This window comes from Pseudanabaena yagii GIHE-NHR1 (assembly GCF_012863495.1).
GTDB lineage: Bacteria > Cyanobacteriota > Cyanobacteriia > Pseudanabaenales > Pseudanabaenaceae > Pseudanabaena > Pseudanabaena yagii.
In genome coordinates, this window is the sequence record NZ_JAAVJL010000002.1 from 181,670 (window position 1) to 204,309 (window position 22,640).

Here is a 22,640-nt window from a genome sequence, read left to right on the forward strand (position 1 = left end):
AGTATCTGATTTCTGATGAGTAAAAGTAAGGCGACTATTCTTATTGTTGATGATACCCAATATAATATCCAAACTCTTTCAAATATTCTAATTAATCAAGGTTATGATGTTTTAGAAGCAACAGATGGAATTAGTGCGATTACTTGTGCAAAGACTCATATACCAAGTTTAATTTTACTTGATATCAGAATGCCAGATATGGATGGATATGAAGTTTGTCTCCATCTAAAAAATGACTCAACAACTCAGCATATTCCTATAATTTTTATTAGTGCTCTTGATAATGCCGAAGAAAAAGTTGAAGCTTTTGCAGTTGGTGGTGTTGATTTTATTAATAAACCCTTTCACTTAGTTGAAGTTTTAGCAAGGATCGAGACTCATCTTCGTATTAGTTCCTTACAAACGCAGCTTCTAGAACAAACTAAATTACTAGAGAGTCAAAATATTAGCTTAAAGACAGAGATTTCTAATCTCACTGGTTTTAATTGGGATTTATATGCTGACTTAAAAGAATCTATTGACAATCAAGAACTAAGGCTATTTTATCAGCCAATCATTAATTTAAAGACGGGGCTAATCACTGGATTTGAAGCTCTAATTCGTTGGCAGCACTCAAAGCATGGCATCCTATCGCCTATTGCTTTTGTTGATTTGATGGAGGCAACAAATTTAATATATCCCATTGGTTTATGGGTTATAGAAACTGCCTGTAAGCAGTTACAGTTTTGGCAAAAAAATTTTCATACCTATGGTAATTTAACAGTAAATGTTAATGTGTCTACGAAGCAATTAACAGAATTTAATTTGGTGGAAAACATCAGAAAAATTTTATCTGATTGCCAAATTAATCCTAATTGCCTAAAACTAGAAATAACTGAAATTACGGTGATGGGCGATCGCGATCGCACTTTACAGATTATCCACCAACTCAAAGATTTAGATATTCAATTTTGTATTGATGATTTTGGTACAGGCTACTCCTCACTAAGAAGGTTAACGGATTTTCCAATTGATGTTCTCAAAATAGATCGTTCCTTTATTCAAAATGAAGAATGGGTTATCGTCAAAGCCATTGGCTCTCTAGCATTTACTTTAGGTAAAAGCATTGTAGTTGAAGGTATAGAAACAACATCACAATTACAAATGCTGAGGGCGCTATTTTCTTCTTCCCTCGAGAAATGTTATGGACAAGGATATCTATTCTCTAAACCTCTGAATGCTGAAGATGCTTTTAAGCTTTTAGCAAATAGTCAACCATTTGTAATAGATAATGCTTCAATAGGCGATTCGGGCAGGTAAGTAAAGTAAAGAGTCCACCAGTAAATTAAATTACTTACGTCAGTTCGGTTTAAGCTGTCAAATTTGAAAAATCCAAAAGTAAAAGCTTTGCTATGCAAGACTTTTACTTTTGGATTTCGCCACAATCGGCGGATTCAGCAGTACAAAATTTTTAAGGTGATAGTGGCTCTTTGTAAGACATCATTACGTCTACATAATTTTTCTTTATACTATGCGCCTGTATTTGGACGAATCAACACAATCGGTGTTTGCTCGGCGGCATTACCCGCAGGATTCATAATCAGGGCTTGATTAAGCAATTCTTCAGAAGCTCCAGAAGTTGCTGCTAAAACCTTCACCCGACGTAAATCATTCACATCCACGATCGCCGCTTCGAGTCCCGTACCAGCCTTGATCTCATCGACTACAGCTTGCGGATTTTTGGGACCTAGCACAATGAATTGATCGTAGGGTGGCAAAGTACCAGTAACATCATCAATTAATCTCGCCTGTTCACCAGCCAACATATAGAATACTCCCGGAACACGGAAGATTGCCTTAGCAAGGGAACCGATGATAAATGCAAAAGCGACACGCCATGCTCCTGACTCATTAATTAAGGATTGCAAACCACATGCCGTGGCAAGACTGGAAGTACTCTTGAAGTAATAACAGAGACGTTTGGCTAACCATTTGGGATGAATATCGCTGGGATGATAGAAGTTACCCTGCATAATTGCGATCGGAGTTTCTGCGATCGTGACAATATCTCCTGCTTGAGCATGGCTCATCACATAGCGCTGCATCACATCTACAGGTGTATCCCCCGCCGAGAGAATGTGGGTGCGAATGGGTAATACATCTGCATCAGGAGTGGGTCGCCAACGTTCCCTTTGATTGGCATCGGGGAACTGTAGAGGAATGATGCAATGCTTGACCTTTTCTTCGCGTCCCGCAGGTCCATAGATCGTGTAATGGACTCGAACCCAAGCAGTTTTAAGTTCTTCGAGATTCTTTCCACTAATATCAATTTGAATCTCTACACCCGTACTTTTATTGGGAGTAACAATATAGGATTCCCAATAGTTATCGTTACGACTTGCCACATTGGGATGGCGCGATCGCAATTGCACTTGAGTATGAATACCATCAAGACTATCGCTAGATAGAAGTGATAGTTCAGGATTGACTTCGACGAGGAAAACATCAAGCTTACGAGTTTTGTTAGTTGCAGTTAGCAGCAGTTCCAGTCGATAATGATCTGGCTCATAGGTCAGAAACTGCCAAGCCCCATTATCAAATTCTAGTAAGTTGCCTTGTCTTGTTTTATATTGCCACTCAAATAGCAACCATAGTAGTAAAACTATGCCGCCAAGAATCGCGATCGCTATGGCCAAACCAATCAAAATATTCATGAGCCTTAATTCTTAATTCCTACTTTTTATACCAATTCACGAAAGTGTGACAACTCTTTTGTGAATTAAAAGCCAAATCCAGTGAGGTTTTTTAAAACTAAAAAATGGCACAGCCATTTTTAGTTTTGGTATTAGTCTCTACGAATAGATTGTTTGAGAGTTTTGCAAAGCTCGGCGATCGCGTGCAGCCCACCATCTGGCTCGGCTAATTTCTTCACCATCGCACTACCGACGATCGCGCCATCAGCACTCCAGTCAATTACCTGTTTTGCATGTTCAGGTTGCGAGATGCCAAAACCAACAGCGATCGGTTTGTCAGTAATCTCTCTGAGTTGTTCGATCATCGTCTTTACGCCTTTTGCGACTTCGGTACGCACACCCGTTACGCCCGTCGCACTAACCACATAGATAAAGCCCTGTGATTTCTCGGCGATCGCGGCAAAACGCTCAGGTGGGCTAGTGGGGGCAATTAATAAAATTACTTCAATACCTGCTTTTGCCGCAGGCTCTAGCAACACATGGGATTCTTCGAGGGGGAGGTCAGGTACAACTAAGCCACGTGCCCCTGCATCATAAATTTTTTGGAGAAACTTTTCGACCCCAATATTTAAAATCGGGTTGTAATAGGTGAACAGGATAATTGGCGATCGCAATTCTGGCGCAACTTCACGGACAATATCTAACACCTTGTCCAATGTCGTCCCATTTTGCAAAGCCCTTGTTGCCGCCGCCTGAATTACGGGTCCATCTGCCAAGGGATCGGAATAGGGTACACCTAACTCGATCAAATCCGCGCCGTTTTGATCTAAGACCCGCAAAGCTTTTGCTGTTGTCGCCAAGTTTGGATCGCCAGCCGTAATAAAAGGAATCAGAGCGGCTTGCCCTCTAGCTCGCAGTTCTTCAAATCGAGCGGAAACGGATATCATGACTTAAAAATTTCCAGAAAAAGTAGTCCCGTATTATAGTAGCGCTTCACGGTGACTTGTTACAGCTATAGCAATCCTAAATGGTTTGTGGAAGCGCACCCCCTTTGGGGTATGCTTCCACAAACCTAAAAATCTACAATTAAAGCTAGAGTTTTATGTCAACGCACTATAGTGGTTGACATTTGCCTGCACGGATAAGACCAACACGCTTAGCGATCGCCTCACCCTGAGAGCTAAATGCACCCCAAGTTTCTACAAAATCAGTGAGATCTTCTGGGCTATTACCTTTGACAATTTCACAGATACCCGTGTCAGCACGTTTACCTATAAACCAGCGCTCAGCAGCGATCGATTCTTGCGAATCTTTAGGACTATTCAGACTATCAGATGTCACTTACAGCACCTTACATAACTAAAAAATCCAGAGAAAGTTTTGAAAGCCCTACTTCATAGGGCTTTCAAAACTTTCTCTGGATTTTAATATAGTGCTTTTTAAGTACAAATGGTTGTTTCCTCACCGAAGGCGAGGAAACAAATCCGAGCATAAAACTCTATAAGTTCCACCCTGATGGGTAGGTTGCGTTGAGTCCCTAAACATAGTAAAAGAAATCATAGATTTGTGACTTAATTATTGCTTTATCGCAAAGTCCTGAACCATCCTCTCAACAATTAATATAAAAAATGGCGTTAATATGGCGCAAGTTTTTGGAGAATTTACAGAAAATTTTGCAGATAGAAGCGAATATTTAGTTTTAGGATTTTCGCCTTCCTCATTGCCAATTCAATTGCGTTGGAAGACTAATGGTCTTTCCGCGGATTTTCTTGGTGATTATGTCCGAAATTTCTTTCCTGGTGACACAAGTGCTAACTTAACTAAACAAGCAGAAATCGGTTCGGCAGTTAGTTTCATTGCTAATGAACTCTTAGAAAATGCAATGAAATATAGCGATGAAAGCGCAAATCAACCAGTTAACCTAGAAGTACATTTGTTTAATGATCACTTGATTTTTTTGTCTAAAAACAGTGTGTCTCCAAAAGCGATCACTAGTTTTCAATCTTATATCCAAGAAATTATTACAGGTGACATTGGTCAGATGTATATTGACCAAGTTGAAAAAAGTGTCACTAATCAAGAAGAAGAGAAATCTGGACTTGGCTATTTCACAATGATTATGGACTATGATGCAGTCTTAGGATGGAAGTTTGAAGAGTCTGAAAATGATAGCCATGTGACAATGGTAACGACAATGATACAGTTACCACTTTAGTAAATAATAGATCAAACTTTTATCAGGAGAATTGAAAGAATGGAAGTTAAAGGTGATGATTATAAAGTCTGGTATGACCCATCAGAATTCACTATTTATTGCCAAGGATCTTTGCGATTAGCAGGAACAGAGGAATACGCTCCTATAGTGCAGATTTTAGAATATGTGATTGATCAAGCACCACAAAACGTTGCTTTAAATCTCAGCCAGTTAGAGTTTTTAAATAGTTCAGGTATTAATGTCTTATCTAAATTTGTGATTAAAGTACGTCAGAAAGAGAAAATTAAAATCACTGTCAAAGGCTCTGAAATTATACCTTGGCAAGGTAAATCTCTTAAGAATTTACAGCGTTTAATGCCCGCTTTAAAATTGGAATGGAGCTAAGATTTTAGTCTTATATATTGATATGAATTGATATAAACTTGGCTAATATTTAAACAATAGATCGTAACTTTTTAGATACTAAACTTCTAATATTTTCTAATAGGTGATTAATTTCCGTAGGAGAGATATGTCCACTATCTACTTCACGTCCAGCCGCTTTCGATAGAAAAGCCAAAATTTGCTTTGGTAGCATCAAAGTTAAGCCATTTTTTAAATGTAGCTCTAACTTCCGAATCCCTGTACCTAAAGGATAGACACTGTACTGATCTAGACCTTTGACAATCTGACCACCATAATCGAAATAACGCAGTTGGACAGTACGATCGCTAGGTGGTTGACCATTGTATCCATCAAGCTCATGTTTAATAAATTGTGCCAATTCATGCAAGTGTTGTGCCTGAGCAAACAGTAAACATTTTTCTAGGGCTTGGGTTAGCGGCAATTTGGCGATCGCTTCTTCTGTTTCTAGGCGCACTTCCAATGCAGCCAACACATCATCAAGACTAAGTACAGTACAAGATTCGGAAACTGACATAATGCTCCGTACTAGGTTGTAATTTATACATTTGTAGGGTTTTGGGTTTGTGGAAGCGCACCCCTTCGGGGACACTTCTATAAACTATTCAGGATGGCTATACTAACGTGTGGTGACTGTTAAGATGAAGACTAAAGTTATTCTTGCATAAAGTCCATGCTCACTTCCGATCACAATGTTACAGAAGATCTTGACATTATTGATGTAGATGTACCCAAACGCGGGATGCCCGTGACCATCATCACAGGCTTTTTAGGCAGTGGTAAAACTACTCTGCTCAATCATATTTTACAAAACCAGCAGGATCTCAAGGTTGCGGTTTTGGTCAATGAGTTTGGTGATATTAATATCGATAGTCAGCTATTAGTTGCCGTTGATGAAAATATGATGGAACTGAGCAACGGTTGCATCTGCTGCACGATCAATGATGGCTTGGTTGACGCTGTTTACAACGTTCTCGAACGAAGCGATCGCATTGATTACATGATCGTCGAGACCACAGGTGTCGCTGATCCCCTACCCATTGCGCTTACTTTTTTAGGTACAGAGCTACAGCATTTAACGCGCCTCGACTCGATTTTGACTGTCGTTGATTCCGAAGCATTTACCTCAGATCATTTCAATAGTGATGCTGCCTATGCTCAAATCATGTATGGCGACATTATTATTCTCAACAAGACCGATCTTGTAACCGAAGAAAAACTCCAAGAGCTAGAGGCTTTCATTAATAAGACCAAAACCAAAGCGAGAATTTTGCGATCGCATTTGGGGATCGTGCCATTGCCCTTAATCCTTGATGTGAAGATCGACCAATCAGCCATCGCGTCTAGTCAAAAAGATGAAGATCATGCTCACCACGAACATGAACATCACGATCATGGCAACCCACACTCCCATGAACAATGCCACGATCCCGAATGTAACCATAAGCATCACCACCATGAGCATCATCATCATTCCGATCACCTAGAAAACGACGGATTTGTATCTATATCATTTCAAAGCGATCGCGCCTTTGATCTTGATAAATTTCAAAGCTTTTTAGACAAAAAATTGCCAATAGATGTCTTCCGAGCTAAAGGCATTTTGCACTTTGCAAATATTGATAATCGCTATGTATTCCAACTGAGTGGCAAACGTTATGAACTCAAAAATGATGATCGCGGCAAATCTTTAAATAATCAGCTAGTGATTATCGGACGCAATTTACACCGAGAAGAGTTATTTGCTGAACTTACCGATTGTCTCGTCTAATTCGTCTAATCGCTAGAGAGGCGGCGCATTGCGCCGCCTCTCTAGGTTTAAGCATGAACTGCTAAGCGATCGCATAATTGATCAGCTTGGATGACCCCCTCAACCCGATCAACAGGTGCTCCGTCCTTAAACAAAACTAAGGTTGGCAAAGCATAAACCTTATATTGCGAAGCAATTTCAGGATAATTGTCAGTATTGATCTTCACAATCTGCACCTTATCTTTCATTTTGTCGCTAACTTTGTCCAAGATCCCTGTCATTAGCTGACAAGGACCACACCAAGGGGCATAAAAATCTACAAGAACGGGCAATTCTGAACTTTCTAATAACTCGTTAAAACTACCAAATTGCTTTGTTACTGACATGGGGCGATCGCTCCTTTAAAAATTCAATTCTATAGCAATTCCCAAAAAAGTAGGAAGACGCTTCTCAGCAGTTATTGAATTTGCCTATGGACATAAAACCCAAAAGATGAGTAGCGGCGCATTGCGCCGCTACTCATCTTTTGGGTTTTGATTTGTGCTAGCTCTCTCTTGCGTTGCTATAGGTTTAAATTTTTTTGTCGCAAAGGTTACACCTCTAGGCTAGAATAAGCTCTGGCTATTACTCAATCCGCAATGATCTCTAGTAACGATTTTCGACCCGGCGTAACAATTGAACTCGATGGCGAAGTCTGGCGTGTAGTTGAATTTTTACACGTAAAGCCTGGCAAAGGTTCAGCTTTTGTACGCACCACGCTAAAAAGCGCCATGACAGGTAAAAACCTAGAAAGAACCTTCAGGGCTGGGGAAATGGTTCCTCAAGCTGTTCTTGAAAAAAGCTCCATGCAGCATACCTATAAAGACGGTGAAGATTATGTCTTTATGGACATGCAAAGCTATGAAGAAGCAACCTTGACCACTGCTCAAATCGGTAGCCGTGTCAAATACATCAAAGAAGGCATGGAAGTCAACGTTGTACGTTGGGGCGATCGGGTAATCGATGTGGAATTACCTAACACTGTCGTACTAGAAGTTATCGAAACCGATCCCGGCTTAAAAGGTGATACTGCTACGGGTGGTAGCAAGTCCGCTAAAGTGGAAACAGGCGCATCGATCAACGTTCCGCTATTTGTGAATATTGGCGATCGCATCAAAATTGATACTCGTGAAGACACGTATTTGGGGCGTGAAAATTAGGTGGAATTTAGCTTAGAGCAATTACGTGAACTAGTCACGATTCTAAACAAGACGGACATTACCGAACTCACTCTAGAATCAGGTGATTTACGTCTGAGCATCCGCAAAAGCGACACTAAGGTTGCGCCAACTGTGGTGCAAGCTGCTCCTGTTGTTTCTCCCTTGCCATCGGTAGCTGTAGTTGATAATGTACCGAGTAGTCCTGTAGCCCATACAACGATCGCTGATTCGATTCCTGCCAAAAAGCTTATCGAAATCACATCACCAATGGTTGGCACATTCTATCGCTCACCTGCACCCGATGAACCTCCATTTGTAGAGGTTGGCGATTCAATCAAGAAGGGTGGCACTGTCTGCATCATTGAGGCAATGAAGCTAATGAATGAGATTGAGTCTGATGCTGGCGGCAAAATCGTTGAGATTTTAGTGGATAATGCCCAGCCAGTCGAATATGGTCAAGTACTCATGCGAGTTGAACCTAATTAAATTTCGATCTACAACATAAAAAAAGGAGCGCTAAGCGCTCCTTTTTTTATGAGTATTACTTTAGGATTGTTTTGCGATCGCTACAAACACCACCGCAGAAAGATTGCGCTCAATTGTAAATAATTGTTAAGCTAATCACATCAAATATCAATTAGCTTCACACATTAAGGGGACAAAAATGGAAACCAAATTTGACTTTAGCGGACAAAATCTATTCATTCCAATCGTTTTTCGTGAAGATTTTAATCAATTTGCCAAATTGAGTGAAACCCAAGCTTGGTCACTATTTTTCACTGGTAGCCGCGAGGATAGTGCGCTAGGTTTTAGCAGAGCCTCAGGTAGATTCTGGACTGGTTTAGTAGTTGCTACAGTAATTGAATCTATTCTTGGTGCTTTTATATTTCACATCAACTAAACAACGTCAGTTCAGTTTAAACTGCAAATTTTATAAACTCAGAATCAAAAGCCTTGCTTGGCAAGGCTTTTGATTCTGTACTTTAAGAGATGGTCTCTCAAATCCTGTTTTATAGCAGTTTTCGCCCCAAAGAAACCTAAAGAAGCTTTTAAAGGAGATGCTTAAGCATCTCCTTTAAAAGCTTCTTTAGGTCGAGTTTGAGAGCAAAGCTCTATAAATTATCCTGCATCTCCATAAAGAACTGGAGTTTAGACTAAAAAAGGTAAAAAAGGCAGAGTAAAAGAGATACAAACTGCCTAAAGTAGATGAAAAGTAAAGAGACATCTACAGCCATGATTATTGATAAACTACAAGACTTTCGTCAACAGGTATATAGATTTTTAGGGAACGGACGGGATGCAATATTTGACTTGATGGATGCAGTATTGACCAGTCCGAGAGTGAAATCATTTGTAGAATTATCGTTATCCGCAGTGTATCGAAGAAAATGGTCAAGTCTGTATGAATCATTAAAAGACAGTCGCCCCAACCGAGGCAGGATAAGACGGTTATGTGTGGAACAAATACCCAAAGACATCCGCCCTTTGCTAGCAGGAGACCATACAGGATGGGGAAGACCCCATGCCAAAACGCTAAAAGACAGGAGTTTTGTGCATCAACCGAATTTGGTAGAAGGGAACAAACCGATCGTGTTAGGGCATGACTACAGCACCTTGGCATGGATACCAGAGATGACAGGGAGTTGGGCAATCCCGTTATGTCACGAGCGGATCAGTAGTTTTGAGACAGCAGGGCAAAGAGCCGCATTCCAACTGAGTCAAGTATGTCGAGATTTAACGGTAAGACCAATCGCTACTTACGACAGTGAATATGGCAGTGCCGTCTTTATGAATTTGACTGAGGATATCCCTGCCGATTTACTAATACGTCTACGTCCTAACCGATGCTTATACAAAGCCCCTGCGCCCTACAGTGGTTATGGTCGTCCTCGTAAGCATGGGGATAAATTCCAACTTGCCAATGCTGATAGTTGGGGAGAGCCATCGGCAACTTTTAGCTTAGAAGATGAGACGGTTGGACAGGTGCAAATCCAGCAATGGTCTAACTTACACTTTCGGCAAGCAGCCCAACGACATATTCAAGTTATTCGAGTTACACATTCTCATTGCTCTGGTTTGTGGTTAGCTTGGGTGGGTGAACAGATGCCGACTTTAGACTCCCTTTGGCGCTTGTACTTACGTCGTTTTGCCATCGACCATTGGTATCGTTTTGCCAAACAAAGATTACATTGGACTCTTCCCCATTTGTTGACTCCTCAGCAAGCTTTGCGTTGGAGTGACCTTATGCCTTTACTCTCTTGGCAATTGTGGTTGGCTCGTCAACTGGTTATTGATACTCCTTTGCCTTGGCAGAAACCTCAAACCAATCTTAATTTTGGTCGAGTCGCTCAGGGCTTTGCCGCACTTTTGGTCAGGATTGGCTCTCCTGCTTGTTCTCCCCAACCTCGTGGTAAGTCTCTCGGTTGGAAATCTGGACGCAAGCGTTCTCCTTTTTCTCGCTTTCCTGTCGTCAAAAAACGAGCTTCTCGCTCGAAAAAGGTCAATCAAGACTACCTTAATTCCTAACTTTCAATATTCTCTTTTTCTCTCTCTTGCTTTTACTCAGTTCTCCGTTTTCTGGGTCACTTTTTCCTGCTCTTTTTCTGATTCTCTTAATCAACTTAGTCTAAATTCCAGTAAATAACTAAAGGAGATGATTTGCTCACTTCATAAGCAAATCATCTCCTTTAGTTCTTAGTCATATCAAGACAAGGGGCTTAAGCCCCTTGCCAGAGACTAGGCTCCACGCACATTTTTTACTAACCAATTAAGTTTTGCTTCAGCCAGTTCTAGATTGCTAATCATGGACTGACCAAACTCTCCTAAATGAGCTTCTATATTATCAGCATCATTGCCATATCCTAGACGATTGACAGTTCCCCGGAGACGATCTGAAAGGCAAAGGCAAATAGCTCTATAAAAACGTGACGCAAAGTTAATATCCTGCTGTAGCTTAGCTAAAAGCTGCACCCTAGAAACTGATAGGACAACACTTTCTTCTAGCGATCGCACGCTAGCAAGTGGAGGACGAGTATCAATGAAGGAAACTTCTCCTACAATTTCTCCTTCCGCAATTCTGGCAAGTTCCTTGTGATCCTGTGACTCAATTGCCACACTAAATGAGCCACTCACAACAATATAAAGTGCTTCGCTTACATGACCTTCTCGGATTAAGAGTCGGTTAGGTGGAATTACTTCTTTTTTGCCTTTCTGGACAAACCAGTCAAGGTCGCTATTATTAAGTTCACTAAAGAAAAGTAAAATTTTCTTCACTTTCAACCTCTATAACTGGATTACACATAAGAAGACATATTTTTACAGATTCTCTTATGAAAACGATAATGATAATTCAAAAATTTAAGAAATTGTGATGTAAATATTTTGGTGTGATGTAAATATTGGGTTATTAAATATCAATTATAACTAGGGTGACAGGCTATTTAAAAAGCAAAGATGATAGTCCACCTCTGCTTTTTTTGAGTGAATTTTACTCAAGCAACATTATTCTTAGAGTGCTGGGTTGAGCAAGATCTCCTTCTAATAAGAGTTTACAGTTGGCATGAAGATGACGGGCAATGTGATACAAAGACTCAATTTCATCTGGAGCACCGATTTTGTCAGCAATCTCGCCTAGCGAAAGAGATATAGTAGATGACTTTAAGGCGCTCATCATTTTCTTTTGTAAGGCTAATACCTTGGCTCCTGCCTTTTTACCTGCTTCGACTCCAGGTTGGTGGTAGGCATTGATATTCACGAGCGACGCATAGAAACTGACAGCGCGTTCATACAGCGCAATTAATGCACCAATTGTGAGTTCAGAAACAATGGGTATTGTGACCGTAATCGAGTCGCGACCATTTTCGTAGAGGGCGCTCCTTGTACCTTGCAGGAAACCTAGTAAATAATCTCCTGTGACTACTCCTTCTTCTACCTCGGGGTGTGGTTTTGCCGAATCTTGCAGGACTTCGATAAAAGTAGCAAAGAAGTTCGGAACACCTTCACGGAGTTGCTGCACATAGGCATGTTGGTCGGTGGAACCTTTGTTGCCATAGACAGCAATCCCCTGATAAACCAAATTGCCGTCAAGATCTTTCTCTTTGCCGAGAGATTCCATGACTAGCTGTTGTAAATAGCGACTAAATAGCAAAAGCCGATCTTTGTAGGGCAGAATGACCATATCTTTTTCGCCTTTGCCATTGCTAGCAAAGTACCATGACATCGCGAGTAACGCCGCAGGGTTTTGGCGAAGGTTTTCTACACGAGTTGCGGCATCCATCAAGTTTGCCCCTCGTAACATTTCACGAATATTAATACCTTGCAGGGCAGCAGGCACTAAGCCCACTGCGGATAGTTCTGAAGTTCTACCACCGATCCAGTCATACATGGGGAAGGTGTCAAGCCAGCCATTGCCGATCGCATATTTTTCTAAAGCACTACCAACACCCGTAATCGCGATCGCTTGTTTCGCAAAATCTAAGCCTGCTTTTTGAAAGGCAAATTCTGCTTCTTTCATGCCATTGGCGGCTTCAGGTGTACCACCAGATTTAGAAATAACCAACACAAGAGTCGTACTGAGGCGATCGCCTAATAGATCAAGCACTAGGTCAATGCCATCGGGATCAGAGTTATCAATAAAGCTAATTTTGAGAGGGACATCAGCTTTAGCGAGAGCCTGAGCGACAAATTGGGGACCTAATGCTGATCCCCCGATACCAATCGATAAAATATCGGTAAATTTAGATGCAGTCGGTGGATGAATAGTCCCTGCATGAACTTTTTGGGTGAATTCCTCAATACGATCAAGGGTTTCGGTAATGTCTTTACGCAATTCCTCAGTGGGGGCAATTTCTGGCGATCTCAACCAATAATGCCCAACCATGCGTTGTTCGTCAGGGTTGGCGATCGCGCCAGATTCCAAAGCCTTCATATCCGCGAAAGCTTTAACAAATTTAGGTTGGATCTGTGTTACAAAGTCTGGCGTAAACCTTACCCGACTGATATCCAAGTATATACCTAGCTCTGAATGGTAATACAGCCAGTCTTGGTACCGTTGCCATAGATCCACAGCCGAATTCATACGAACCTCACATGCTTAAAACAGACGATGCACAATGCCAATCGTAAGCGATAAATAGCAACCTTGTTTGATCTTATTCATACAAAAAATAGAAGCGTCAGCAACTACCTTTTTACTTTTGCAAGTTGTAGCGACTTAGGGATGATGAGTGGCGGTGCTTCGCGCTACCCACCCTTACCTACCTTAGAGAAATAGGCTTTACTCGACTGAAAGAACGAAAAACATTGATTTACATTACCTTTCACTCGTCCTAGAGAGCTAAAGATGGCGATCGCTGTAAATCTACGTTAAGAAGTGCATCAAACCTTGCTTCATAACACCAGCAAAGTGTTATGGTGATCTCATAGCCAAATCAGCTATTCGGCGCAGTGGGGTAACAAAAACAAGATTGCGCGTTTCCTTTTTTATTAGCTGGTTTGGAGGTTAAAAGCGAGGTCATTGAGATGAAACTTGTAATTCAAGGCAAGAATATTGAAGTCACTGAAGCTATCCGCGAATATGTCGAGCAAAAGATTGACAAAGCGGTTAGCCATTTCCAATCGTTAACCACGGAGGTAGATGTACATCTATCTGTGGCTCGTAATCCTCGCATTGCGTCAAGTCAATCGGCGGAAGTAACAGTCTATGCCAATGGATCTGTAATCCGTGCCGAGGAAAAGACTGAGAATTTGTATGCCAGTATTGACCTAGTTGCTGACAAGATTTCACGCAAGTTGCGGAAATTTAAGGAGCGCAAGAATGATCGTGCTGCGGCAAAGACTAGCGTTGCCGTTATTGAGCAGCCTCCTGTACCACTTCCCAATGGTAATCGTGTGGTTGAACTGCCCAATCAGGTCGTGCGAAATAAATACTTCACAATGCCTGCCATGTCAGTGGATGAAGCACTGGAGCATTTGGAGTTGATTGATCATGATTTTTATGTTTTTCGCAATGCAGAAACAGGGGATATCAACGTTGTGTATGAACGCAATCATGGTGGCTATGGTGTAATTCAACCCCATGATGTCAACAAGAAACATTAAAAATAACCTGTAAAAAAGAAGGGGCGCTTTGCGCCCCTTCTTTTTTATGCAGTAAATCTTGCCCTTTTTGAGTCTGGATTTGTTACGCTAGAAGACTAGAACCCATCTGGCACTCAACTTTAATCAATTTTATCTTTTATCTTTAGAGCAGACATGACTGTTAAGTACGGCGAACAGGCGATCGCAGAAGCAACTCTCACAACTTTTCCAAACCCTAGAATTGGCAGAGACTATAGCGTTCAGATCACATTACCTGAATTCACTTGTAAATGCCCATTCTCAGGCTATCCCGACTTTGCCACCATTTACATTACCTATACCCCCAACCAAGTACTGGTTGAACTTAAAGCAATTAAGCTTTATATCAATAGCTATCGCGATCGCTTCATTTCCCACGAGGAATCAGTCAACCAAATTTTGGATGATTTTGTTAAAGCGGGTGATCCTCTTAGAATTAATGTCAAAGGTGACTTTAGTCCTCGTGGTAACGTGCATACAGTAGTAGAAGTCAATTACACAAAGCCAATTACTGACTAATAAATCTACAGCGATTGCCACAAATCATTAGGTAAATGCAATTAAACGTAGGATGTATTGTGGATGCGTGCCCCATTTTTTGACATCATGGGTTACGCTATTGCTAAAGCGTCCTACGGTTATTTATTAACATTGAATTGATTTGTTGATATAGGGAACCATCCTAGATATAGATACGTCACACTGATCTAGATGTAGTTAAATTATGAGAATTCGCAAGAAATATCAATCATCGGCTAGTGCAGAAATCAATCTGACAGCTTTGTTGGATGTGGTTTTCTCGATCTTGGCATTTTTTATCTTGCTATCATCAGCCCTAATCGTACCTAGCCGCATTGGCGTTGATTTGCCAGTTAGCGATCGCAATGGTAATACTGATCAAAACACATCTAATCTCAAATCTGAAGATATTTTTTTAATCACCCTTGATCCTAATGGTCAAATGCTCTCTAATGGCAAATTGATCGCTTCTCAAAAGTTAGAACAGGATATTCGGCAGTTCTTAGCAACATCTTCAAAGGGGGTCGTTGTCCTAAGTGCAGATAATGTTAATGTCTCCTACCAACTAGTAATTAATCGTCTTGCTGAGCTTAGAGGTATTGCAGGCAATCGTGTAGCGATCGCCACTTCTAAATCTTCATGATTAGTTAAGTCGTAAAATGAAAATAAATTAAAAACTTACTAATAAAACAATGTTACCGACCGAACCTGAAAGTCAACTAACTGTAAGTTCATCAAAGCAACCTATGACCTTTGTGCATAAAGCTTTGAATAAGGAAGCCATGCGTCAGGTTGCTAGCAAAGTAGGTAATTTCGTTATCAAAAATCCCTTTTGGGCATTAGTAGTTGGCTCTATTGGCTTGCATACAGCCTTTGTCCTACTTACTCCAAATCCGATTAAAAAAACAGAAAATCCCCCTGAAGTGATAGTGCCAACTGTTAAGTTGCCACCAACACAAATAACTACTCTCCCCAAAACGAATAAATCGATTTTCGATAATTTATTTGTCAAACCAGCAAATAATAAGTTCGATATATCTAATAATGCATTGCCAAATTCATCAAGCCTCTTAGACCGTGTAGACAACTTCCCGCTAGCAGACAATAATGCGACCTTTGATGATTCACTATTTTTAAATTCTCAAAACCCTACAACACCTACTGAAAATAACAAAACCCAAACTCCTACTAATAAATCTAAGACAACAACTCCATCTCGATTTACAGAATCGGGACAAATTGATAACACTACTAAAAAAACAGCCAGTAATAATATCAAGCCTGAAGTACAAGGGAATGGCTTAAAAAATGAGGCTAATCCTGACACTAAAAACAGCGAAAATTGGAAGCTATCCCCAAGTGGCAATGGGAAAACAGTATCGCCAGTGACAAATAGTTTCCCAGAGAAACAGTTTAAAGATGTTACGACTTTAATGTTTAGTGATCCTGATATTATCGAGTATAGAAGGCAAGGTAATCTGAAAGATACAGTAATTGCCCCTAGAGATAAACTAATCTCCTTTTCTGATGAGAAGAGAGAAAAAGGCGTTGAATGGATTCCCCCAAAAACAACAAAGGTTGCAGGCAAACGCGGCACTATTACCTATGCTTGGCTGTTAGAACCTGATGGCAAGATTGCAAAAACGTTTGTTGAGGCAAGTGCTGATCAAGACTTACTAAAAATTGTCAAAGAGACTGTTAAAGAATATAAATTCAAGCCTATTGATAATCCTACAAGTGGCAAACGTCGTTTTGTATATGTTCAGTATGTTTTTCAGTAGAAAATATATCTGTTATAAATAATTTATAGATCTTTTAGTTTATAGAAATTTACCCCTTCGGGTAGCACTTCTATAAATCGTTTAGGATTGATAAATATAAAATGCATTATGATACTTAACTTAATAAATTAGGAAGGTTTAATTAAATATAGGATATGTTAATGCAACTCAACGCATCAATTTTATGCAACTTAACATAAGCAAGTTAAATTTTTTATCAAATAAAAAGCCTTGGTTAGTATTTATATTTTTTACTCTGTTAGTTGTTGTTCTTCGCTGGTCTAGTTTTTATCGAACAGTTATTGATTGGGATGAAAGTTTATACCTATTGGTTGCAAAAGCTTGGGCTGATGGTAATCCTCCATACACAGCAATCTGGGATAACAAACCACCTGGGATTTATTTAATTTTTTTAGCTGCAATTACGACCTTAGGTCACTCTGTTATACCAATTAGAATTTTTGCTTGTGTGTTTATTGCAACTACAAGTTTTTTCTTAAGTAAAATAGGTAGTCTAGTAGAGAAAAATGGCAATATTATTGGATTACTAGCAGGCGTATTATATGCTATTGCAACTTTAAGTAATGGGGGGCTAGCAGCAAATACAGAAATATTTTTTACAACTTTTGTTGCGATCGCAATTTATATTTTTTTCTCTCATAACTTTTATGATGAAGAGATAACTCATACAAAATATACAACATTATTTGGAGTTGGATTTTTATTAGGGATTGCTTTTGAGATCAAGTATGTTGTTCTGTTTGACTTTATTGCACTGTCTTTGATTTTAATGTCTACACTGATCTTCAAAGTACAGTCACATAAAAAATACTGGTTAATAGTTAAAACATTTTCTGTTCTTATTTTAGGATTTACTCTACCTTTTATAGCTTTCTCTTTTTATTTCTGGGTGATTGGACATTTTGATGAATATTTTTATGCTAATTTTACGGCAAACAAACTAAGAACAATAGATATCCAATTCTCTTTCATAGAACCATTTAAAGCTATTTATCAAAAAAGCAGAATTGATATAATCATCTGGCTTTCTATGCCATTTTTAACTGTTATTTGCTTTTCGATCACTAAAAAAAACAACCATATTATATCGACAATATCAGTACGGGAGAAATGGCTATTATCTAGTTTGATGTTTTGGATGTTTACCATTTTGATGGGCATTTATATAACACTTAGAGGCTCTTTTTATGGTCATTACTTTATTCAGGTTTTACCAATTCTTTGCTTTGTGGTTGCTTATATTTTGATTAACCTGATCTTTGGTAGTAGAGAGATTGGTCAGATTACCATCAAGCAATATATGATCTTGGGATTCCTCTTAGCTTTGCTAATTGGTAATCCAGGAACATTTAGGGCTTTAGAATCTAGTGTTAAATATATATATTTTAGGAATATCCAAGGTTTTGAGGAATGGGGAGATACGGCAGCATTAATTTCTAAATATCTAAAGAACAAAGTTAATTCTAATGATTATATTTATGTTGTTAATGAAGTCCCGATAGTTTATTTCTTGACAAATACTAAAACACCTACTCGTTATGCCTTCCCACCTTTTTTGTTTATTCAATCTGACTTGCCTAATATTACAGGTGTTGAGCCTCATGAAGAACTTGATCTAATTTTGCAAAAGCGACCTTTATATATTATTAAATGGATGTCTTTTGGCGATAGTCATTATGTTGGCATAAACAAAATATTTTTAAATAAACTTGATCAAGCCCTTTCGGAGAATTACCAATTTGAGACTTCAATTGATAATCTTGGTTTATATCGATTAAAGAATCGGACTTAAAAATTAGTAGTTTGTTATGAATCACTTTCCAAATCATCGCTATTTTGCTTACCTTACTTCACCTGCGATCGCATCTATGACCAATAAAGAGAATGTAGTAATTATTCAGCCGATGGGAGCGATCGAGCAGCATGGCGCACATTTACCATTGATTGTTGATGCCGCAATTAGTATTGGGGTATTGGCAAGGGCTTTAGACAAGTTAGATCCCGCCATTCCTGCCTATGCTTTGCCACCTCTGTACTATGGCAAATCCAATGAGCATAGTACCTTTGCGGGAACGATTACGATGAGTACGCAGACCATGCTGGCGGTACTAACAGATATTGCTGAAAGTGTCTATCGGGCAGGCTTTCGGAAATTAGCTTTGATGAATTCTCATGGAGGGCAGCCGCAGATTTTGGAAATAGTCGCTCGCGATCTGCATGATAAATATTCAGATTTGATGATTTTTCCTCTCTTTACTTGGCGCGTTCCTAATGTGGCGAAGGATTTATTAACCGCAAAGGAATTGGAATTTGGAATTCATGGTGGGGATGCGGAAACTAGCTTGATGTTAGCGCTTTTGCCTGAACAGGTAGACATGGACAAAGCCGTAACAGAATATCCCTACGGATTACCTGAGCAAAGTATGCTGAGTATGGAGGGGGCAAATCCCTTTGCATGGGTGACGCGAGATTTGACTAAGAGTGGGGTTTTGGGTGATGCTAGGGTGGCAACTAGAGAAAAGGGAGAAAAGATTTTGGCTTCTTTAGTTGATGGTTGGACAGAATTGATCGAAGATATCTATAAATTTGAGCAACCTAAGGCTTATGGCAATCATCTCCTCTAAACCGAGTCCAAATCCTGATGGCGATCGTAATGGCAATCAGGTGGACGATCAAACTGCTCAAAATTCTGCGCCAATCCCTGAAAAATCTCTTGGAAAGGCTGCTACCCAAAAATCAACCCGTCGTAGTAAAAAAGCTACACCATCGCCCGAAATAGAACAGGCGTTGGATTTACTGCAAGCAGAGGCAACTCCAGAGGAGAAAATAGCAGATCAACTAGCGAAAGATGATTCGGCGGCGGCGGCTCAAGTTGGTGCGGATATCAATATCCGTCCTAAAAATCTGCAAGATTATATTGGACAAAAAGATTTAAAGGAATTGCTTCATATTGCGATCGCAGCAGCAAAGTCACGCTCATCAGCCCTCGATCATTTGTTACTCTATGGTCCCCCCGGATTAGGGAAAACTTCTCTGGCTCTGATCATTGCTCAGGAAATGGGCGTACAATGCAAAATTACTTCTGCTCCTGCCCTTGAGCGTCCCCGTGATGTCGCTGGCTTGTTGGTTTCTCTACAACAAGGCGATATTCTCTTTATTGATGAAATCCATCGTTTGCCCAATGTGACGGAAGAGATTCTCTATCCTGCGATGGAAGATTATCGCCTTGATATTACGATTGGCAAGGGGCAAGGGGCAAGGATTCGCAGTGTGCAGCTCAACAAATTTACACTGATTGGTGCGACTACTAGAATCGGTGCTTTGTCTTCCCCATTGCGCGATCGCTTTGGGTTTGTGCAACATTTCCGTTTCTATGAGCAGGATGAACTAACGCAAATTGTGTCGCGCAGTGCCAAGATTTTGTCAACACCAATTGATGATGATGGGGCTGTGGCGATCGCCGCAAGATCGAGGGGTACGCCTCGGATTGCCAATCGTCTCTTAAAACGAGTGCGGGACTATGCCGAAGTCAAGGCAAAGGGTGAACAAATTACAGGTGCGATCGCGGAATCGGCGCTGGAATTGTTTAATGTCGATCCCAAAGGATTAGATTGGATTGATCGCAAGTTGCTAACGGTATTAATCGAAAACTTTAATGGTGGTCCCGCAGGTTTGGATACCTTGGCGGCGGCGACGGGTGAGGATGCTCATACGATTGAAGAAGTGTATGAGCCATATCTATTGCAAATTGGCTATATCAATCGCACCCCACGAGGTCGAGTAGCCACAGCAGCAGCATGGAAGCATTTGGGCTATCCTGTGCAAACTGCGATCGCAGGTTTGTTATAAGTCTTACAGCGCTTGGCGCTGTAGCATTTAGAGTGATGAGCCACCCGCATAGCGGGTGGCTCATCACTCTAGATACTATTTAGCATTTTCAATTGCGATCGCCTCAATCTCATCGGCAGGGATAAATCCAAAGATCTGGGAATAGAAATAGAACTCACCATCAAGGGCGCGTTTGATATTTTCGGCTTTACGGAAGCCGTGCTGCTCACCTTCAAAGGGAACGTAGGCAACGGGCAAACCCTTTTTGCGTAAAGCCTCCACCATCATTTCCGCTTGATTGGGCGGGACAACTTTATCTTCTAAGCCTTGGAAAAAGGCGATCGCGCAGGATAGCTTATCGGTGAAATGAATGGGCGATCGCTGAATATATAAATCCTTTTGTTCGGGATATTTGCCGATCAGACTATCGAGATAGCGCGATTCAAATTTATGGGTGTCAGTGGCTAGAGCTTCCAAATCACAAATGCCGTAATGACTTGCCCCTGCTTTGAAATCATCGCGAAAAGTCAAGGCGCAAAGGGTGGTATAGCCGCCCGCACTACCGCCCGAAATTGCTAAGCGATCGCCATCGACTAAACCTTTATCCGCAAGGAATTTCGCCCCATTGGCGCAGTCATCCACATCGACAACGCCCCAATTACCCTTGAGGCGATCGCGATATTCGCGACCATAGCCTGTGCTGCCCCCATAGTTGACATCTAGTACCGCAAAGCCGCGACTTGTCCAATATTGAATACCGAGGCTCAAACTGCCTGAAGTGGATGCGGTCGGGCCTCCATGACTTTTGACTAGTAGTGGTGGTTTCTCATTAGGTTCTGCTTGGAAGTCTTTATTTTTGGGTGGATAGAATAAACCATGAGCCGTCTTTCCGTTCTCGGTAGGGAATTCCACAGGCTGAGCCGCCGAAATATAGTCGGAGTCAAGTTGCAAGTCGGAAGCAACTCGCACTTTTTGCCAAGTTCCCTTGGTAATATCTAGCAACACGATCGCTGTTGGTTCCGTTGCTGAGCCACCATGAAAGACAGCGCGATCGCCTTCGCACTGGATGCCTGAAATGGAAGTAAAGGGTAATGCAATTTCTTGTAAACCTGCTTCAAGATTCGCAGGATCGAGAATTGCTAAATGGGACTTGCCATGCTGTGTGTAAGAGCAGAGGATTTTCCCGTCGCCTGTAAAGTCATAGGTGGACATCCCGAAGACCCACTGTGGTAAGCCAAATTCGGCTTCCATTGGTGCAAGGGCTTGAATTGTCAGATCATCTGCGGCGCGATAGAGATTCCACCAACCCGTGCGATCGCTAACAAAATAGAGATTGCCATCGGGCGACCAGCGAGGCTGAAAGATCGATTCCTGTTCACTGCCAGCCACTAATTGTGCATTCTGAATGGCGATAACCCCTACTTCCGTTTCCACTAAATCGGCAACCCATAGTTCCGTTCCATCCCAAGGCATATTTGGATGATTCCAACTAATCCATGCCAGCTTGTCACCCATAGGATTCAAGCAAGGCGAAGCATAGAAATCTGCACCCGTAACTAAGACTTGAATATCTTCCCCATTGCTGGTATTTACCGCTACTAAGGTATTAATCGGTTCACCACCTGCGGTGTGGTCTTCGCGCACACAAATCAATTTGCCATAGAGCCGATTCCACACAAAATCTGCATAACGATAAGCACTCTCAGTGGTTAAAGGTTTGCAAGAGCTACCGCCAACTTTGCGATAGACACAGCGATCGCTAAAGTTCGAGAAATAGATTCTGCCATCATCTACCAAATATTCGCCGCCGCCATATTCGTGAACTAGTGATCGCACATTTAAGGTGGTAGGAGTCATCTCGCGATATTTACCTTCGCTGTCGTAGCGCATAATCACATTGCGCCCCCCTTCCGTTGGTCTGCCCTCATTCCAATAGACATAACCACCATCAATGGCGATCGCACCGAGGCGAATACTGCTCGAAACAATCAAATCAGAACTAATCGGCGATTTCCAAGAACCGTAGGGAGACATTACCATGAGTTTTACTAAAGTTTTTCTATCTATAAATGATTATATCGCGATCCGCAATTCTCATTATGTAACTGATTTTGGTGTTAACGCCAAAATTGTTTT

General features: G+C 40.9%; 23 protein-coding genes. 15 read left to right on the forward strand and 8 right to left on the reverse strand.

Annotated features, from left to right (window positions below):
• Window positions 1–15: 15 nt before the first annotated feature.
• On the forward strand, window positions 16–1,299 hold the full coding sequence (locus HC246_RS17650; protein WP_169364780.1) for a two-component system response regulator: 1,284 nt from the start codon (window positions 16–18) through the stop codon (window positions 1,297–1,299).
• Between the two features lie 209 nt (window positions 1,300–1,508).
• Here the strand turns inward: HC246_RS17650 and HC246_RS17655 are convergent, their stop codons facing one another.
• The 3 genes from HC246_RS17655 to HC246_RS17665 form a co-directional block, all read right to left on the reverse strand.
• The gene (locus HC246_RS17655) at window positions 1,509–2,693 is read right to left on the reverse strand and encodes a F420-0:Gamma-glutamyl ligase (RefSeq protein ID WP_169364781.1); all 1,185 of its coding nucleotides are present in this window, start codon (window positions 2,691–2,693) and stop codon (window positions 1,509–1,511) included.
• Between the two features lie 131 nt (window positions 2,694–2,824).
• Window positions 2,825–3,619: a tryptophan synthase subunit alpha gene (gene trpA / locus HC246_RS17660; protein WP_211167839.1), complete on the reverse strand. Its 795-nt coding sequence runs from the start codon at window positions 3,617–3,619 to the stop codon at window positions 2,825–2,827.
• 166 nt (window positions 3,620–3,785) lie between these two features.
• Window positions 3,786–4,013, reverse strand: a complete 228-nt coding sequence (locus tag HC246_RS17665; protein WP_318655968.1) for a DDE transposase family protein — start codon at window positions 4,011–4,013, stop codon at window positions 3,786–3,788.
• A gap of 298 nt (window positions 4,014–4,311) precedes the next feature.
• On the opposite strand from HC246_RS17665, the gene HC246_RS17670 reads away from it, so the two are divergent.
• Together HC246_RS17670 and HC246_RS17675 are read left to right on the forward strand one after the other, a co-directional pair.
• Window positions 4,312–4,887, forward strand: coding sequence for a slr1658 superfamily regulator (locus HC246_RS17670; RefSeq protein ID WP_169364782.1), 576 nt, complete (start codon window positions 4,312–4,314; stop codon window positions 4,885–4,887).
• 39 nt (window positions 4,888–4,926) lie between these two features.
• Entirely contained in the window at window positions 4,927–5,271 is a 345-nt protein-coding gene (locus HC246_RS17675) for a slr1659 superfamily regulator (RefSeq protein WP_169364783.1), read from the forward strand.
• 49 nt (window positions 5,272–5,320) lie between these two features.
• Here HC246_RS17675 and HC246_RS17680 read toward each other — a convergent pair whose 3' ends face one another.
• On the reverse strand, window positions 5,321–5,806 hold the full coding sequence (locus HC246_RS17680; RefSeq protein ID WP_169364784.1) for an AbiTii domain-containing protein: 486 nt from the start codon (window positions 5,804–5,806) through the stop codon (window positions 5,321–5,323).
• 156 nt (window positions 5,807–5,962) lie between these two features.
• Here HC246_RS17680 and HC246_RS17685 point away from each other — a divergent pair, with 156 nt between their 5' ends.
• Window positions 5,963–7,060: a CobW family GTP-binding protein gene (locus tag HC246_RS17685; RefSeq protein WP_169364785.1), complete on the forward strand. Its 1,098-nt coding sequence runs from the start codon at window positions 5,963–5,965 to the stop codon at window positions 7,058–7,060.
• A 47-nt stretch (window positions 7,061–7,107) separates the two neighbouring features.
• On the opposite strand, the gene trxA is transcribed toward HC246_RS17685, so the two are convergent.
• Window positions 7,108–7,425, reverse strand: coding sequence for a thioredoxin (gene trxA, locus HC246_RS17690; RefSeq protein ID WP_169364786.1), 318 nt, complete (start codon window positions 7,423–7,425; stop codon window positions 7,108–7,110).
• A 252-nt stretch (window positions 7,426–7,677) separates the two neighbouring features.
• Here trxA and efp point away from each other — a divergent pair, with 252 nt between their 5' ends.
• The 4 genes from efp to HC246_RS17710 all read left to right on the forward strand — a co-directional run bounded on the left by efp (window position 7,678) and on the right by HC246_RS17710 (window position 10,764).
• A complete protein-coding gene (gene efp / locus HC246_RS17695) occupies window positions 7,678–8,238 on the forward strand; it encodes an elongation factor P (protein WP_169364787.1) in 561 nt (186 codons plus the stop codon).
• Window positions 8,239–8,724 carry an acetyl-CoA carboxylase biotin carboxyl carrier protein gene (gene accB / locus HC246_RS17700; RefSeq protein ID WP_169364788.1) on the forward strand — a complete coding sequence of 162 codons (486 nt, stop codon included), beginning with the start codon at window positions 8,239–8,241 and terminating at the stop codon, window positions 8,722–8,724.
• Between the two features lie 178 nt (window positions 8,725–8,902).
• Window positions 8,903–9,139, forward strand: a complete 237-nt coding sequence (locus tag HC246_RS17705; RefSeq protein WP_169364789.1) for a hypothetical protein — start codon at window positions 8,903–8,905, stop codon at window positions 9,137–9,139.
• Between the two features lie 332 nt (window positions 9,140–9,471).
• Complete coding sequence (locus HC246_RS17710) at window positions 9,472–10,764, forward strand: NF041680 family putative transposase (protein WP_169364407.1); 1,293 nt, start codon at window positions 9,472–9,474, stop codon at window positions 10,762–10,764.
• A 210-nt stretch (window positions 10,765–10,974) separates the two neighbouring features.
• Here HC246_RS17710 and HC246_RS17715 read toward each other — a convergent pair whose 3' ends face one another.
• Window positions 10,975–11,511, reverse strand: a complete 537-nt coding sequence (locus HC246_RS17715) for a cyclic nucleotide-binding domain-containing protein (protein WP_169364790.1) — start codon at window positions 11,509–11,511, stop codon at window positions 10,975–10,977.
• Window positions 11,512–11,725: 214 nt separating this feature from the next.
• Window positions 11,726–13,315: a glucose-6-phosphate isomerase gene (locus HC246_RS17720; protein WP_169364791.1), complete on the reverse strand. Its 1,590-nt coding sequence runs from the start codon at window positions 13,313–13,315 to the stop codon at window positions 11,726–11,728.
• A gap of 443 nt (window positions 13,316–13,758) precedes the next feature.
• On the opposite strand from HC246_RS17720, the gene hpf reads away from it, so the two are divergent.
• The 7 genes from hpf to ruvB all read left to right on the forward strand — a co-directional run bounded on the left by hpf (window position 13,759) and on the right by ruvB (window position 20,525).
• A complete protein-coding gene (gene hpf / locus HC246_RS17725) occupies window positions 13,759–14,337 on the forward strand; it encodes a ribosome hibernation-promoting factor, HPF/YfiA family (protein WP_169364792.1) in 579 nt (192 codons plus the stop codon).
• 153 nt (window positions 14,338–14,490) lie between these two features.
• Entirely contained in the window at window positions 14,491–14,874 is a 384-nt protein-coding gene (gene queF, locus HC246_RS17730; protein ID WP_169364793.1) for a preQ(1) synthase, read from the forward strand.
• Between the two features lie 205 nt (window positions 14,875–15,079).
• Window positions 15,080–15,517 (forward strand): ExbD/TolR family protein, encoded by a 438-nt coding sequence (locus HC246_RS17735; protein ID WP_169364794.1) that lies wholly within the window; start codon window positions 15,080–15,082, stop codon window positions 15,515–15,517.
• A 103-nt stretch (window positions 15,518–15,620) separates the two neighbouring features.
• Window positions 15,621–16,655 (forward strand): hypothetical protein, encoded by a 1,035-nt coding sequence (locus HC246_RS17740; RefSeq protein ID WP_169364795.1) that lies wholly within the window; start codon window positions 15,621–15,623, stop codon window positions 16,653–16,655.
• Window positions 16,656–16,839: 184 nt separating this feature from the next.
• Window positions 16,840–18,468, forward strand: a complete 1,629-nt coding sequence (locus tag HC246_RS17745) for an ArnT family glycosyltransferase (RefSeq protein WP_169364796.1) — start codon at window positions 16,840–16,842, stop codon at window positions 18,466–18,468.
• Between the two features lie 16 nt (window positions 18,469–18,484).
• Window positions 18,485–19,300: a creatininase family protein gene (locus HC246_RS17750; protein WP_169364797.1), complete on the forward strand. Its 816-nt coding sequence runs from the start codon at window positions 18,485–18,487 to the stop codon at window positions 19,298–19,300.
• A complete protein-coding gene (gene ruvB / locus HC246_RS17755; RefSeq protein WP_169364798.1) occupies window positions 19,281–20,525 on the forward strand; it encodes a Holliday junction branch migration DNA helicase RuvB in 1,245 nt (414 codons plus the stop codon). The genes HC246_RS17750 and ruvB overlap by 20 nt, the downstream gene beginning before the upstream one ends.
• A gap of 75 nt (window positions 20,526–20,600) precedes the next feature.
• Here the strand turns inward: ruvB and HC246_RS17760 are convergent, their stop codons facing one another.
• Window positions 20,601–22,544, reverse strand: coding sequence for a S9 family peptidase (locus HC246_RS17760; protein ID WP_169364799.1), 1,944 nt, complete (start codon window positions 22,542–22,544; stop codon window positions 20,601–20,603).
• Between the last annotated feature and the right edge of the window lie 96 nt (window positions 22,545–22,640).

What these genes read in the sequence shown, in the direction of transcription:
- HC246_RS17650 (WP_169364780.1), top strand. Translation starts at nt 16, where the DNA reads ATGAGTAAAAGTAAGGCGACTATTCTTATTGTTGATGATACCCAATAT.
- HC246_RS17655 (WP_169364781.1), bottom strand. Translation starts at nt 2,693, where the DNA reads ATGAATATTTTGATTGGTTTGGCCATAGCGATCGCGATTCTTGGCGGC.
- trpA (WP_211167839.1), bottom strand. Translation starts at nt 3,619, where the DNA reads ATGATATCCGTTTCCGCTCGATTTGAAGAACTGCGAGCTAGAGGGCAA.
- HC246_RS17670 (WP_169364782.1), top strand. Translation starts at nt 4,312, where the DNA reads ATGGCGCAAGTTTTTGGAGAATTTACAGAAAATTTTGCAGATAGAAGC.
- HC246_RS17675 (WP_169364783.1), top strand. Translation starts at nt 4,927, where the DNA reads ATGGAAGTTAAAGGTGATGATTATAAAGTCTGGTATGACCCATCAGAA.
- HC246_RS17680 (WP_169364784.1), bottom strand. Translation starts at nt 5,806, where the DNA reads ATGTCAGTTTCCGAATCTTGTACTGTACTTAGTCTTGATGATGTGTTG.
- HC246_RS17685 (WP_169364785.1), top strand. Translation starts at nt 5,963, where the DNA reads ATGCTCACTTCCGATCACAATGTTACAGAAGATCTTGACATTATTGAT.
- trxA (WP_169364786.1), bottom strand. Translation starts at nt 7,425, where the DNA reads ATGTCAGTAACAAAGCAATTTGGTAGTTTTAACGAGTTATTAGAAAGT.
- efp (WP_169364787.1), top strand. Translation starts at nt 7,678, where the DNA reads ATGATCTCTAGTAACGATTTTCGACCCGGCGTAACAATTGAACTCGAT.
- HC246_RS17705 (WP_169364789.1), top strand. Translation starts at nt 8,903, where the DNA reads ATGGAAACCAAATTTGACTTTAGCGGACAAAATCTATTCATTCCAATC.
- HC246_RS17710 (WP_169364407.1), top strand. Translation starts at nt 9,472, where the DNA reads ATGATTATTGATAAACTACAAGACTTTCGTCAACAGGTATATAGATTT.
- HC246_RS17720 (WP_169364791.1), bottom strand. Translation starts at nt 13,315, where the DNA reads ATGAATTCGGCTGTGGATCTATGGCAACGGTACCAAGACTGGCTGTAT.
- hpf (WP_169364792.1), top strand. Translation starts at nt 13,759, where the DNA reads ATGAAACTTGTAATTCAAGGCAAGAATATTGAAGTCACTGAAGCTATC.
- queF (WP_169364793.1), top strand. Translation starts at nt 14,491, where the DNA reads ATGACTGTTAAGTACGGCGAACAGGCGATCGCAGAAGCAACTCTCACA.
- HC246_RS17735 (WP_169364794.1), top strand. Translation starts at nt 15,080, where the DNA reads ATGAGAATTCGCAAGAAATATCAATCATCGGCTAGTGCAGAAATCAAT.
- HC246_RS17740 (WP_169364795.1), top strand. Translation starts at nt 15,621, where the DNA reads ATGACCTTTGTGCATAAAGCTTTGAATAAGGAAGCCATGCGTCAGGTT.
- HC246_RS17745 (WP_169364796.1), top strand. Translation starts at nt 16,840, where the DNA reads ATGCAACTTAACATAAGCAAGTTAAATTTTTTATCAAATAAAAAGCCT.
- HC246_RS17750 (WP_169364797.1), top strand. Translation starts at nt 18,485, where the DNA reads ATGAATCACTTTCCAAATCATCGCTATTTTGCTTACCTTACTTCACCT.
- ruvB (WP_169364798.1), top strand. Translation starts at nt 19,281, where the DNA reads ATGGCAATCATCTCCTCTAAACCGAGTCCAAATCCTGATGGCGATCGT.
- HC246_RS17760 (WP_169364799.1), bottom strand. Translation starts at nt 22,544, where the DNA reads ATGGTAATGTCTCCCTACGGTTCTTGGAAATCGCCGATTAGTTCTGAT.